The following is a 12,872-nucleotide window of genomic DNA, read 5'->3' on the forward strand; positions in this document are numbered from 1 at the left end:
GCATAAAAAATAAATAATTTACCTGTTTTCTAACCAACTCAAAAATGCAGTTGCTTTCTCTTTTCCAACCAATAATTTTTCTTCTGTCGGAATGGTTAATTTTAGAATTAATTTACGGGAGAAATAATGTTCTGCTTCTCTTATCGCTGAAAAATTAATTAAATTTTGCCTGTTGATTCTAAAGAATTGCGTTGGAGATAATAGCTTATGAACCTCATCTAAAGATTGCGTAATTTGATATTCGGCTTTATCAAAAGTAATAATTGTTGGGGTTTCATTTTTAATGCAGAATAAAGCAATGTTCTCAGTTAAAACCGTTTGATACTTATTATTTTTGAAAACCAGGAAACTGCTTTTCCCTTTATTTTCTCCAGTTCGGGTTAATAAATACTCGAAGTCCGGCATCACTTTTTTATTTCTTTGGAAGAAATTCTTTAATTCAGCTGCTTTTGTAATTGCCTGCGCAATACTTTCTCTTGAAAACGGTTTCAAAACATAATCGATTCCGTTTGATTTGAATGCTTCAATCGCATAATCATCAAAAGCGGTACAAAATATTACCGGCGATACAACGGCAACATTTTTGAAAATCTCAAAACATAAACCATCAGCAAGCTGAATATCCATGAAAATAAGATCGGGCTGATCATTTTCTGATAGATAACTCACAGCTCCATCTATGCTTTGTATATACGATAAAATTTGAGTATCGGGTCTGATACTCAAAATTAACTGACCAAGTGCTTTGGCCGTTTTTACTTCATCTTCAATTATTATGATAGTCATAGATCATGGGTATTTTTACTTTAAAAATAGTTTCGGTTTTGTCAATTTCAATTTCTTTGTGAATTAAATGCATAAAACGCTGATTGATATTATCAAGACCAACGCCTGTTGACAAAACACCTCTTTTAAGCTGTATTGGATTTTCAATAACTAAAAAGTCATTTTCAGAATACAATTTAATCAGCAATGGTTTATCCAAAGAAACCACATTGTGCTTAATGCAATTCTCTATTAATAATTGCAAAGTAAAAGGCGGAATAGCTGAATCGTATTGTTTTTGATCAACTTCATTTATTAGAACAAATCCGTCTTCAAAACGCGCTTTTAGCAAATAAACATAAGAATCTAAAATCTGAAGTTCTTCGCGAAGCGGAATCAAATCCATTTTTCTGCTTTCTAAGGTAAACCGATAAAAATCAGATAATTTTAGAATAAAATCAGCGCTTTGCGGATCCTGAATTTCCACCATCGATTTCAACGTATTCAGACTATTAAACAAAAAATGCGGATTCACCTGCTGTTTCAGTAATTCGTATTGTGCTCCGAGATTTACAGCATGCGTACGTTCTAATTCCACTCCCATTTGCTGCGTCTGATAGTTTTGAAAAAGCAAATGCAGAAACATATAAACTATCAAATTAATTAATACACCTCGCAATTCAAACATAATGGGAGCATCCATTTTGGATATCTGAAAAAGTTCCTGGTGTCCAATTACGAGAATAACCATAACCAGAATTCCCAAGATAACACTCAATAAAAGTTTCCAGTTGAATAAGCTTTTATTCGTACGCTGCGAAGAAAACTTAGGCAGGCTGTAAATATTGTAATACCATATAAAAATAGAGAACATCAGGGTAATTGAAGAATTGATGATAAGATCTCCCGGAGTTGAAGCGCCGTCAAATAATTTTGGTATCGAAGCAAGAATTGCCAATGCGATAGAACTTCCCCAAATCACCTTACGGGATACGTGAAAGCTTTTTACTTTTTCCATAATTTTTTATGTGTTTTTAGATCTCGCTTTGTCAAAGATAGGATATTTTAAAAGCATTTTTTAATGACGGAAAAAATCGGAACAAAATATTTTTATCCCGATTTCATTACCTTTTTAAATTTGATTTAGAGCCAAAGTGCTTTATTATCCTGCATGAGCTGCATGATGTTTTCTTTTATAATAAGATCATTTTCATAACGCTTTAAAGTGCTGCTGCGTTTTGCTTTTTCCGTTTTGCTGCAACGGCCTAAGCTTAAGAAGAGCGTTTTCATAAAACAGAAGAGGATTGGAAATTAGCTTTTGTTGCTCCCGAAATTGCGCCATTGTTTTTATCCTGAACAAAGCCAATTACTTCAAAATCTTTTGTACTAAAACTTTTTGGCAGATGAATAGAAACTGTTCCTTTTTTGTCTTTCAGATCTACCGAATGCAAATGATGTACAATTTGATAATGAGATAAAATGCGATTTGCATTCTCTCCTCTTTTCACATTACTTTTGGCTGACTTTTGAACAATTGCAATTAATAAACTACTGTTTTTAAAAGTTCCTTCGATGTTATAATTTACATTAAGATTATTATTGGTCTGGCTGGCTTCTAAAGACAAATCGGTCATAACAGGTTTTGAAAGTGCGGCTTTTATTCCATTTCTAACCAACGTTTCTTGCGAAGCAATATAATCTGCTTTTCCGTTTATGATTAACTGCGGTGTGTAAATAGGTTCTTTTCCAAGGAACTTGGCATAATCATATTGTCTTTTGGTATAATCTGCATTACTAAAAACATCTTTCCAACCCTGTCTGTCCCAATAATCAACGTGATAAGCCAAAACATAAACATTGTCGTCTTGATATTCATTTTGAATTCTTCCCATCAATTCATCTGCTGGTGGACAACTCGAACAGCCTTCAGAAGTATATAATTCCAAAAGTGCAAAACCTTTCACTGCTTTTTTCTCTGGCTTGTTTTGTCCAAAAGCAGTTATTCCGATTAGGAGAATCACTGCAATAAAGAATGCGGGTATTCTTTTTATTTTTTTCATTTTTTGTTTAGTTAGAGGTTAAAGGTGAAATGTTAGATGTGAAAAAGGGTTAACAACATCTAACATTTTACATTTTTACATTTTACATCTATAGCTATTTAAAGAATATTAATTTCAACATTAATATTTCCTCTTGTCGCTTTTGAATAAGGACAAGTCTGATGCGCTTCATCTGCTAATTTTCTTGCAGTTTCAGTATCTAAACCTGGCAGGCTGATATTCAATCTTGCCTGTAAGGAGTAAGCTCCGTCCGTTACAGCTAAATCAACTTCTGCATCAACGGCAGTATCTGCAGGCAATTTAATATTTAGTTTTGAAGCGGCGATTCCCATTGCGCCAATAAAACAGGCTGACCAACCCGCTGCAAAAAGCTGTTCCGGATTTGTCCCAGGACGTGAAGACCCCGGAGAACTTAATTTAATATTCAATTGATCATCTGAACTTTGTGATGCTCCTTCGCGACCACCTGTAGTGTGTGTTTTTCCTGTGTATAAGATTTTTGTTTCCATGACTTTTTTAATTGTGAATTGTTAATTGTGAATTGTTAATTGTGAATTGTTAATTGTGAATTGTGAGTTGTGAGTTGTAAAATGTGATTTTTATATGCTTAATATTGAGATGTAAAATGTGAGATGTAAAAGGTAATTAATCATTAACCATTTACAATTTACCATTAGCTACGTCTATAATCGCTTGCGCAAATGCTTTCGGATCTTCTTGTGGTACGTTGTGCCCTATTTCTTTTAAAACTCTATGTTTGTATTTTCCTGTGAATTTGTCTCTGTACGCTTTTCCATCCGCGAAAGCGCCATCAAAATCACTTCCTATGGTAATTGTCGGAACTTTAATTGCAGGTCTTGCGGCCAAACGTTTTTCTAAACTATCGTATTTAGATTCTCCAGGTTCAAGAGATTGTCTCCATCTGTAATTATGAATTACGATTGCTACGTGATCCGGATTATCAAAAGACTGCGCTGTTTGATCGTAAGTTGCTTTGTCGAATTTCCATAAAGGAGAAGCGATTTGCCAGATTTGTTTATTGAACTCATAAGTGTTTTGGGCGTATCCTAATTTTCCTCTTTCTGTAGCGAAATAATATTGGTACCACCATCCTAATTCTGCCTTTGGAGGCAATGGTTTTAAATTAGCTTCAAGATTGACAACCAAATAACCACTTACCGAAACCAATCCCTGTAAACGTTCTGGCCAAAGTGCCGCCATAACTACGGCTGTTCTTGCTCCCCAGTCGAATCCGCCAATAACGGCTTTATCAATTTTAAGAGCATCCATCAAAGCGATAATATCGTTTGCTAATGCTGCTTGTTGTCCGTTTCTAAAAGTATCTTTTGAAAGAAAGGTTGTAGTTCCTGATCCTCTTAAATAAGGTGTGATTACTCTGTAACCTTTTGCAACTAAAATGGGAACCACTTCATTGTAACTGTGAATATCGTAAGGCCAGCCGTGAAGCAGAATAACCGCTTTTCCATTTGAAGTTCCTGCTTCACTATATCCTACGTTTAATAAACCGGCGTTAATTTGTTTTAATGTTCCAAGAGAAGAGCTTACTGCAATTGGATTTGATTTTTGATTTTCTGATTGTGCATGGACTGATGTCATTACAAAGAAAAGAACGGCGATTAAAAATACTTTAGAAGTTAAAGCTGTAATACGTTTTGATATTTTTGATATTGTTTTCATAATTCTTATTTTTTATTTAGTTGATTATTAGTTAATTTCTTCGTCAAAAGTAGTCTGCCTATGGTTATTCTGAAATGAGAAAAGAGTTCAAACGGACGAAGTAAAAGCTGAAACGGACAGACTGAAAGTTGAAAATTTCGTTGATGAACTACTTTTTTAAAACCAAAACAGGTTTTCCTTTCTCTACGATATAAGTTGCCAATTCTGAAGCTTTTGCATTAGTATTATTTCTCGCTGAATGCACTACGCCTGCAGGAATAAAAAGTACTTCTCCAGCTTTTAATGTTACTGTTCCCTTACCTTCGACTTCATACTCTAATGAACCTTCCAAAACATAGATCACTTCTTCACCAGGGTGAGAATGTTTTCCGAAAGCGGAATGTGCATCAAAATCAATTTTCGCCTGTACGGTTTCGTATCCGGCAGCGCTCAGGTCATGTTTTTGTAAATCGGTACGTTTTATTCCTGATTGCTGGGCTGAAACTGCGCCTGAAATAAGTAATGCAAAAAAGCTAAGAATTGTTATTGCATTTGATCTGAAGTTTGAATTTGTTTTCATGTTATTTATTTTTTTAAGTTGTTTGATTATCAGTTAATTTCTTCGTCAAAAGTACTTCGACTATCCTTTTTTTGAAATCAGAAAATAGCTCAAACGGACAAAGTAAAAGGTGAAACGGACAGGCATAAAGCTGGAGTTTATAGGAGATTTGATAAATGAAATAAGTCCGATCGTAATGATCCTTTATAAGGCTATGCTCGTCTTTTATTTCATAGTTTTTAAACTAAAAAAGGTCCTGCTTCCAAAAAAATGGAAACAGAACCTTTTAAAAAGATTTCTCTTTTTTTAGATAAGATTGTACTCTGTTTTAATGTTGCCTTTTATAGCTTTTGAATAAGGACAAGTTTCTGATGCACCTTGTATTATGCTTTTAGCAACTTCAGGATTCAAACCTGGTAAGCTGATGTTTAAGCGTGCCTGCAATGAATAACCATCATCACCTGAAACTAAGTCAACTTCTGTACTAACGTAATGTCCTGCAGGAAGTGTAACTTGTAAATTTGCCGCTGCTTTTCCCATTGCTCCAATAAAACAAGCAGACCAGCCTGCCGCAAATAATTGTTCCGGATTTGTACCCGGACCTGTAGATCCCGGAGTTGAAAGTTTGATATCTAATTTACCATCTGAACTGCGAGATTCGCCTGTTCTTCCACCTGTTGTGTGCGTTACAGCTGTGTAAAGCACTTTTGAATTGTTTGTTTCCATTTTTGTGTTTTTTTTTTAAGGTTCTGAGGTACTGAGGTGCTAAGGTTCTGAGATAAAAACTTTAGCATCTTAGCATTTTTTATTTATTGTTGTTTTTGTGGTTCTAAGTCTCTAAGATTCTACGGTTCTAATTATTTCTGAGATAAAAAGCCTTAGCATCTCAGAACCTTAGCAACTTAGCCCCCTATTTTAAATTATCTAAGCGTTTTAAATGCAAGACGTAATTCTGCTGTAAACAATTGTGGTTGTTCCCATGCTGCGAAATGTCCGCCTTTATCTACTTCGTGAAAATAAATTAAGTTTTTGAATGCTTTGCGTGCCCATGTTTCCGGTGATGTAAAAACATCTTCGGGAAAAACGGTAATAGCAACTGGCAACTTAATCTGATCGGTTTTCATTGATGCCGAACTCACAATCTCGATGTTTCTGTTTTCCCAATAAATTCTTGATGCTGACGCTGCGCTGTTTGTAAGCCAATACAATGAAATATCATCTAACACTTCATCTCTTGTTGGAGATTGTTTAGGATCTATACCATACGACCAATTAGCAAAACCGGGATGTAAAAGAAGCCAGCCTGCCAGACCCGCAGGAGAATCATTAAGAGCATAACCCACTGCTTGTGGTCTTGTAGTCATTGTAGTTTTATACGTGAAATCACCACCTCTGATTGATTTACTAAGATGCTCGAAAGAAGCACGTTCTTTTGTAGAAAATCCTTCTGGTGCTATTCCGCTTCCAAGTGCTTTTCCTGCTTCTGCCGGTAAGGTTGCCGGTAAATTACTATGAATACCAAGTAGTCCTTTTGGCGCTTGTAATGCCATTGAATTGACAATTCCAGCTCCCCAGTCTCCACCTTGGGCAACATATTGTTTATACTCCAAACGATTCATCAATACTGCCCATGCTTTTGCAATTCGGTCAATGTCCCATCCTGCTTCTGTTGGTTTTCCTGAAAATCCAAATCCTGGTAATGATGGTATAACTACATCAAAAGCATCTTCGGCTTTTCCGCCATAAGCAACAGGATTAGTTAAGGGGCCGATAACATTTATAAATTCAAATACTGATCCCGGCCATCCGTGACTTAGGATAATTGGCATTGCATTCTTTTCTTTAGAGCGAACATGAATGAAGTGGATATCGACACCATCAATTTTTGTTATAAACTGTGGATAAGCGTTTAGTTTAGCTTCTGCTTTTCTCCAGTCATAAGTAGTTCCCCAATAGTTTACAAGATTTTTCATTTTAGAAAGATTTGCTCCCTGAGACTGATCGGCAACGGTTTCTTTTGTTGGCCATTTTGTATCCTGAATTCGTTCTTTTAGATCTTTTAAATCGGCATTCGAAATATTTACGCGATAGGGACGAATTGTCTCATCATTTTTCACATTTGTTTTTACTTTCTCTTGTGCTGTAACTTCGCTCATCACTAGTGCGAATACTATTACCCATACTGTATGAGCAATAATTTTTACTGTATTTTTCATTTTGTATTTCCTTTACTTTTATGTTTTTATTTTTTTGTTTCGTAGAAATTATTCTTGTAAAATAGATTGCTCTGCACGTTCGTGAACATGAGGTTTTGGAGTTCTGTCGATCAGTAAACTTAAAAGTTCCGGACGGCTGTAATGACCGCGGGCATCCATAAGTCTTTTGCGGGCATCAATTTGTGCAAAGTCTATTTCAGCTATGACTTCTCCTTCTCCAGATTTAAGAGCTTCCCTTATAATTTGTCCGTCAGGGCCAATTATAGCAGTAAAACAACCTCCACTAATAAGACCTGTTGACCCATTGGTATCTTTAGCTATTTGAGCTTGTTGATCTTCATCTAACCATCCGGTTGCAACAACAACAAAACAAGCTGATTCAAGCGCGTGTTGTCGAACATTCACTTCTGTCTGTTCACTGAATAACGGCCCAAAAATAGAACCCGGATACATAGCCGAATGTATTTGCTCTCCATCAGCAATCAGGGCATATCTAAAAAGCGGATTATAATGTTCCCAACAAGCAAGCTGACCAATGCGGCCAACTGCACTATCAATTGCACGCAGACCAGAACCATCACCTTGACCCCAAATCATTTTTTCATGATAGGTTGGTGTTAGTTTTCGACGGCGTTGAATAAGTGTTCCATCAGCATCAAAAAGAAGCTGTGTATTATAAATGGTTCCTCCATCTCTTTCATTTACTCCAATCGATACTACCATGTTTGCTTCTTTTGCTGCATTTCCTATTGCATCGGTTGCAGCAGATGGAATCGTAACTGATTCTTCCAATAGGCGCTGATGCTCTTTTGCCATTGCAAACGGAGCCTGCAAAAAAGAGAAATATGGATAATAAGGCACGATTGTTTCCGGAAATGTGGCAAATTGAACACCTTGCTTTCCAAGATCTAATATTTTTTTGACTACCTTTTCAACAGTTGCATCACGACTGTATAAAACGGGACTAATTTGTACAGCAGCAACCTTTAAAATTCGATTTACTTCTGTTTGTTTAATATTTTTCATTGTGTTTGTTTTTTAAACTAATTCAGTATCAGTTAATTTCTTGGTCAAAATTATATCGACAATCCTGTTTATGAAATCAAAAAATAGTCGAAACGGCCAAACTAAGGAGTGAAACGGACAGCCTTATAGATAAAGTTTTTATACTTTCTGTTTACTACCCATGTTTTATTTTTCTTTGGTTCCATAATTTTATTGTTAGTTGATTAGTGAATTAATTGCCTGATAGCTTATCAAACCTTTCAGGCAATAGGATTTGTTATTTTCTTAATGATTTAAAAGCGGCACGAAGTTCTTCTGTATAAAGTTGCGGTTCTTCCCAGGAAGCAAAGTGACCACCTTTGTTTACTTCATTGAAATAAATAAGGTTTTTATAAGCTTTCTCCGTCCAGCTTTTTGGTGCCTGATAAATTTCTCCTGGAAATACAGTTACTGCCACCGGAATTTTAATTTCATTTGTTTTTTGCTCTACAACATTAAAGTTGTTATTGTTGTTCTCCCAATATAAACTGGCTGAAGAATTAACTGTATTAGTAAACCAGTACAGTGATATATCGTCAAGAATTTCATCTCTGGTCAGTGATTTTTCAGCATTACCTCCACTGTAAGTCCAATCGTTGAATTTATCAAGGAAAAATGAAGCCAAACCAACTGGTGAATCTGTAAGTCCGTAACCTAAAGTTTGAGGACGGGTTACCATCATTCCGGCATATCCTGCGCCTCTTGTATATAATTTATTCAACGAATTAAAAGCTGCCTTTTCTTTATCTGATAATCCGGCAGGTGCCGGACTACCGTCTTGTAATGCTTTAGCAATATCTGCCGGTACTGTTGCAGGCATATTCAGGTGAATTCCCAATAGTCCCTGTGGAGCCTGTACAGCCATTGCGTCTGCAATTACAGAACCCCAGTCACCACCTTGCGATACATAATGTGTATACCCTAAACGTTTCATTAAAACATCCCATGCTCTTCCAATTCTTTCTGGTCCCCAACCTGTTCCTGTTGGTTTTTCAGAAAAACCATAACCGGGCATTGAAGGAATTACAACATCAAAGGCATCTCCGGCTTTTCCTCCATAAGCTGTAGGATCTGTTAACGGGCCAATAACTTTTAAAAGTTCAAAGAATGATCCCGGCCAGCCATGTGTAATGATAATTGGCAGCGCATTTTTATGTTTAGATTTTACATGGATGAATTGAATATCCAATCCGTCGATTTTAGTAATAAATTGAGGTAAGGCATTTAGTTTCGTTTCTGTTTTATGCCAGTCGTAATCAGTTCCCCAATATTTTACGATACCTTGAATTTGAGTTAATTTTACTCCTTGCGACTGATCTGTCACTGTTTCTTTTTGTGGCCATCTTGTAGCATTTACACGATCCCGAAGTTCTGTGATTGCTTTTTCTGAAATACTAATATGATAAGGGCGAATCGCTTCTGATTCCGTTTTGCTTTTTTCCTGACTCTTTTGTGCAAAACCAGTTGTAGTAAGCAAAATAAAAGCACCTACGGCAAAAATATTTGCGATGCTTCGTTTGTTTGTTTGCATTGTTTCCATTGTATTTGATTTTAAATTATGTTATTGCTTTTAATTTCTTCGACAAAATTATTACGATAACAGGCCCTTTAAAATCAAGAAATATCTCAAACAGGCGAAGTTGATGTCCAAGCGGACATTCTCTAACTTGAAAAATTTACACAGTCACAATAATTGAAATTTCTCTAGAATCAAATAGATGGAAGCCATGGGACTTTTGTGCTGCTTACTGTAGGATGGAACTCCATGAATTAAATAAGTATTACAGCACAAAATTACCTTTTAATAAGATGATAATAAACTAAATAATCTTATAAATGCTGTTTGTAAAATATTATAAATGTATTTTCTTATTAATCGAATTTAAAAACATAACAAATTGAATACAAACACTATAACACACTTATATTACAATACCTTTGTACTTTAAAATTCACTTATCCACACATCCAGACCCACCCCCATAAGGATAAAGACAAATATTACTGTCCATAATTTGATTCCATTTCTATAATTTTTCAAACGCAAAACATTTCGGGTTTGAAATTGTCAGGTTCACTATCCACTTCGTCTGTTTAACCTATATTTTGAATGTGCAGGCTGTACAGTCAAAATACCTTTGTCTCCTAAAATTTAAAATAATTTAAAATCAAACACAATGGAAACAGCTAAACAACAAGCGAAGAATGATTTATTAGAATTTACAATAAAATCTCATGGCGGTGCTGAGAACTTTAACAAGTTTGAAACTGTAACAGCACGACTTATCTGTGATGGAGTATTATGGTCAATGGTAGGACATCCGGGATCAGTAGACGACATTTATGTTACTTCTCACACCAATAAACAATTTACTTCTCACTCTCCATTTCTTAATGAAGACTGGCATACTGCATTTACAGCAGAACATGTTGCTATCAAAAATAGTAAAGGAGAAGTTCTTGAAGAATTATCAAATCCACGTGAATCCTTTTCCGGATATACTACAGAAACGCCATGGAGCGCTCTTCAACTTGCTTATTTTACCGGATATGCAATGTGGACGTACTTTAATGCACCTTTTAATTTTACTGGTGAAGGTTATGAGGTAAAAGAACTGGAACCATGGGAAGAAAACGGTGAAGTATTCAGAAGACTTCAGGTAACCTTTCCGAAGGAAGTAGCTACGCATTCTCCTGTACAAACTTTTTATATAGACAAAGATGGTCTTATCAAAAGACATGATTACAATGTTGATATTGCCGGAGGTGCTACCGCTGCACATTATTTATCGGATTATATTGATGTGCAGGGCATTAAAATAGCGACTAAAAGAAATGTCTACGTAAGACAGGAAGACAACACTCCCTTTTTTCCGGAACCTTTATTAGTATCAATTGATCTAAGAGAAATCAGCAGAAAATAATTCAATCTAAAAGCACCATACACAAATATGGTGCTTTTAATACCATAAAATAATCATGAAAAATAAAATTGCATTTGCACTCAGCATGGGCATCATTACGACAGGAATCATTTCCTTCAGTCTCATAGCCATAAACCTTGGTTTTACCGATAACTTTTTCAATGTCTGGCTTAAATCATGGGGAATAGCTTATGTACTTGTCATACCAGCTATACTCCTTATTGGACCTCTGGTGCAAAAAATTATAGACAGAACAATTTAATAAATAAAACTACTATCCCTTTAAAATATAACAATGAAAACAATTAAACAATACAAACAAAAATTTACCGGTATCCTAACTACTGCTATGATGTTGCTAATGATAACAGCAGGTTTGGCACAGAAAAAACAAACAACAAATACTTCCGAATCTATTCGTCCTTTTGAATATCATGCCACTCAGGTTCAGCTTGATGATTTAAAAAGTAGAATACAAAATACAAAATGGCCTGACAAGGAACTTGTTACTGATAATACACAAGGTGTACCACAAGCAACAATTCAATCGCTTGCCAAATATTGGGCAGATGATTACGATTGGCGTAAAATTGAAAAGAAAATTAATTCTTATCCAAATTTCATCACTACAATTGATGGGGTTGATATTCATTTTATTCAGGTGAAATCGAAACATAAAAATGCACTACCGATTATCATTACGCACGGATGGCCAGGTTCTATTATTGAACAGCTTAAAATTATTGGCCCGCTTACTGATCCTGCTTCTTATGGCGGTAAAGCCGAAGATGCTTTTGATGTGATTATACCTTCAATTCCCGGATACGGCTTTTCAGGCAAACCTACCGAATTAGGCTGGGGTCCTGAGCGCGTTGGAAAAACATGGGTTACCTTAATGAAACGTCTGGGATATCAAAAATTTGTAGCCCAAGGCGGCGACTGGGGTGCTCTTATCACTGACATGATGGGCGTACAAGCTGCTCCTGAACTTATTGCCATACATACAAATATGGCTGGGGCAGTACCGCCTGCAATTGATGCCGCTGCTTTTAGTGGCGCTACTGAACCTGCTAATCTTTCAATTGATGAAAAGAAAGCTTACGGACAACTTGCTTTCTTCTATAAAAACGGTCTCGCATATGCTCAGGAAATGGGAAACCGTCCTCAAACCTTATATGCGATTGAAGATTCACCTATTGGTTTAGCTTCATGGATATTAGACCATGACGCAAAAAGTCTGGAGTTGATTTCACGTACCTTTTCCGGAAAAAATGAAGGACTTACAAAAGATGATATTTTAGATAATATTACTTTGTATTGGTTAACTAATACTGCCGTTTCTTCGTCTCGATTGTATTGGGAAAATAAGCTTGCTTTCTTTGCTCCCAAAAACGTTAAAATTCCAGTAGCAGTAAGTGCTTTTCCTGATGAAATCTATACAACACCAAGTACATGGGCAGAAAAAGCATATCCAAACCTTATCTATTTCAATAAATTAGAAAAAGGAGGTCACTTTGCAGCCTGGGAACAGCCTGAAACCTTTAGCAAAGAATTAAGAGCAGCTTTCAAATCAGTTCGTAAATAAATTCAAGAAAGCAATTTGATACTATATTCAACATAAACAATT

Annotated in this window: 14 protein-coding genes; 3 read left to right on the forward strand and 11 right to left on the reverse strand. The window is 35.8% G+C overall.

Annotation, left to right across the window (positions count from 1 at the left end; translation table 11 throughout):
• Positions 1 to 18 precede the first annotated feature (18 nt).
• The 11 genes from AC3ITQ_RS17725 to AC3ITQ_RS17775 all read right to left on the reverse strand — a co-directional run bounded on the left by AC3ITQ_RS17725 (position 19) and on the right by AC3ITQ_RS17775 (position 9,861).
• A complete protein-coding gene (locus AC3ITQ_RS17725) occupies positions 19 to 786 on the reverse strand; it encodes a LytR/AlgR family response regulator transcription factor (protein ID WP_489235461.1) in 768 nt (255 codons plus the stop codon).
• The gene (locus AC3ITQ_RS17730; protein ID WP_489235462.1) at positions 767 to 1,783 is read right to left on the reverse strand and encodes a sensor histidine kinase; all 1,017 of its coding nucleotides are present in this window, start codon (positions 1,781 to 1,783) and stop codon (positions 767 to 769) included. The genes AC3ITQ_RS17725 and AC3ITQ_RS17730 overlap by 20 nt, the downstream gene beginning before the upstream one ends.
• A gap of 125 nt (positions 1,784 to 1,908) precedes the next feature.
• Positions 1,909 to 2,055, reverse strand: a complete 147-nt coding sequence (locus AC3ITQ_RS17735) for a hypothetical protein (RefSeq protein ID WP_489235463.1) — start codon at positions 2,053 to 2,055, stop codon at positions 1,909 to 1,911.
• On the reverse strand, positions 2,052 to 2,825 hold the full coding sequence (locus AC3ITQ_RS17740; RefSeq protein ID WP_489235464.1) for a DUF1223 domain-containing protein: 774 nt from the start codon (positions 2,823 to 2,825) through the stop codon (positions 2,052 to 2,054). Before AC3ITQ_RS17740 ends, AC3ITQ_RS17735 begins: the two co-directional genes overlap by 4 nt.
• A gap of 98 nt (positions 2,826 to 2,923) precedes the next feature.
• A complete protein-coding gene (locus AC3ITQ_RS17745) occupies positions 2,924 to 3,334 on the reverse strand; it encodes an organic hydroperoxide resistance protein (RefSeq protein WP_117595805.1) in 411 nt (136 codons plus the stop codon).
• Positions 3,335 to 3,485: 151 nt separating this feature from the next.
• A complete protein-coding gene (locus AC3ITQ_RS17750; RefSeq protein ID WP_489235465.1) occupies positions 3,486 to 4,523 on the reverse strand; it encodes an alpha/beta fold hydrolase in 1,038 nt (345 codons plus the stop codon).
• Positions 4,524 to 4,671: 148 nt separating this feature from the next.
• Entirely contained in the window at positions 4,672 to 5,082 is a 411-nt protein-coding gene (locus tag AC3ITQ_RS17755) for a cupin domain-containing protein (RefSeq protein WP_489235466.1), read from the reverse strand.
• A gap of 285 nt (positions 5,083 to 5,367) precedes the next feature.
• Positions 5,368 to 5,787 (reverse strand): organic hydroperoxide resistance protein, encoded by a 420-nt coding sequence (locus AC3ITQ_RS17760; protein ID WP_489235467.1) that lies wholly within the window; start codon positions 5,785 to 5,787, stop codon positions 5,368 to 5,370.
• 194 nt (positions 5,788 to 5,981) lie between these two features.
• Positions 5,982 to 7,277 (reverse strand): epoxide hydrolase family protein, encoded by a 1,296-nt coding sequence (locus AC3ITQ_RS17765; RefSeq protein ID WP_489235468.1) that lies wholly within the window; start codon positions 7,275 to 7,277, stop codon positions 5,982 to 5,984.
• Between the two features lie 48 nt (positions 7,278 to 7,325).
• The gene (locus tag AC3ITQ_RS17770; RefSeq protein WP_489235469.1) at positions 7,326 to 8,303 is read right to left on the reverse strand and encodes a nitrilase-related carbon-nitrogen hydrolase; all 978 of its coding nucleotides are present in this window, start codon (positions 8,301 to 8,303) and stop codon (positions 7,326 to 7,328) included.
• Positions 8,304 to 8,559: 256 nt separating this feature from the next.
• Positions 8,560 to 9,861, reverse strand: a complete 1,302-nt coding sequence (locus AC3ITQ_RS17775) for an epoxide hydrolase family protein (RefSeq protein WP_489235470.1) — start codon at positions 9,859 to 9,861, stop codon at positions 8,560 to 8,562.
• 637 nt (positions 9,862 to 10,498) lie between these two features.
• On the opposite strand from AC3ITQ_RS17775, the gene AC3ITQ_RS17780 reads away from it, so the two are divergent.
• Genes AC3ITQ_RS17780 through AC3ITQ_RS17790 form a run of 3 tightly spaced genes read left to right on the forward strand, consistent with a single transcriptional unit; the run spans position 10,499 to position 12,830 of the window.
• Positions 10,499 to 11,245, forward strand: coding sequence for a hypothetical protein (locus tag AC3ITQ_RS17780; protein WP_489235471.1), 747 nt, complete (start codon positions 10,499 to 10,501; stop codon positions 11,243 to 11,245).
• Between the two features lie 55 nt (positions 11,246 to 11,300).
• On the forward strand, positions 11,301 to 11,507 hold the full coding sequence (locus AC3ITQ_RS17785; protein ID WP_489235472.1) for a DUF2798 domain-containing protein: 207 nt from the start codon (positions 11,301 to 11,303) through the stop codon (positions 11,505 to 11,507).
• A gap of 33 nt (positions 11,508 to 11,540) precedes the next feature.
• Positions 11,541 to 12,830, forward strand: a complete 1,290-nt coding sequence (locus tag AC3ITQ_RS17790) for an epoxide hydrolase family protein (protein WP_489235473.1) — start codon at positions 11,541 to 11,543, stop codon at positions 12,828 to 12,830.
• Positions 12,831 to 12,872 lie beyond the last annotated feature (42 nt).

It is taken from the genome of Flavobacterium sp. KH_001 (assembly GCF_057840745.1).

What these genes read in the sequence shown, in the direction of transcription:
- AC3ITQ_RS17725 (WP_489235461.1), bottom strand. Translation starts at nt 786, where the DNA reads ATGACTATCATAATAATTGAAGATGAAGTAAAAACGGCCAAAGCACTT.
- AC3ITQ_RS17745 (WP_117595805.1), bottom strand. Translation starts at nt 3,334, where the DNA reads ATGGAAACAAAAATCTTATACACAGGAAAAACACACACTACAGGTGGT.
- AC3ITQ_RS17775 (WP_489235470.1), bottom strand. Translation starts at nt 9,861, where the DNA reads ATGGAAACAATGCAAACAAACAAACGAAGCATCGCAAATATTTTTGCC.
- AC3ITQ_RS17730 (WP_489235462.1), bottom strand. Translation starts at nt 1,783, where the DNA reads ATGGAAAAAGTAAAAAGCTTTCACGTATCCCGTAAGGTGATTTGGGGA.
- AC3ITQ_RS17770 (WP_489235469.1), bottom strand. Translation starts at nt 8,303, where the DNA reads ATGAAAAATATTAAACAAACAGAAGTAAATCGAATTTTAAAGGTTGCT.
- AC3ITQ_RS17785 (WP_489235472.1), top strand. Translation starts at nt 11,301, where the DNA reads ATGAAAAATAAAATTGCATTTGCACTCAGCATGGGCATCATTACGACA.
- AC3ITQ_RS17750 (WP_489235465.1), bottom strand. Translation starts at nt 4,523, where the DNA reads ATGAAAACAATATCAAAAATATCAAAACGTATTACAGCTTTAACTTCT.
- AC3ITQ_RS17755 (WP_489235466.1), bottom strand. Translation starts at nt 5,082, where the DNA reads ATGAAAACAAATTCAAACTTCAGATCAAATGCAATAACAATTCTTAGC.
- AC3ITQ_RS17790 (WP_489235473.1), top strand. Translation starts at nt 11,541, where the DNA reads ATGAAAACAATTAAACAATACAAACAAAAATTTACCGGTATCCTAACT.
- AC3ITQ_RS17735 (WP_489235463.1), bottom strand. Translation starts at nt 2,055, where the DNA reads ATGAAAACGCTCTTCTTAAGCTTAGGCCGTTGCAGCAAAACGGAAAAA.
- AC3ITQ_RS17765 (WP_489235468.1), bottom strand. Translation starts at nt 7,277, where the DNA reads ATGAAAAATACAGTAAAAATTATTGCTCATACAGTATGGGTAATAGTA.
- AC3ITQ_RS17780 (WP_489235471.1), top strand. Translation starts at nt 10,499, where the DNA reads ATGGAAACAGCTAAACAACAAGCGAAGAATGATTTATTAGAATTTACA.
- AC3ITQ_RS17740 (WP_489235464.1), bottom strand. Translation starts at nt 2,825, where the DNA reads ATGAAAAAAATAAAAAGAATACCCGCATTCTTTATTGCAGTGATTCTC.
- AC3ITQ_RS17760 (WP_489235467.1), bottom strand. Translation starts at nt 5,787, where the DNA reads ATGGAAACAAACAATTCAAAAGTGCTTTACACAGCTGTAACGCACACA.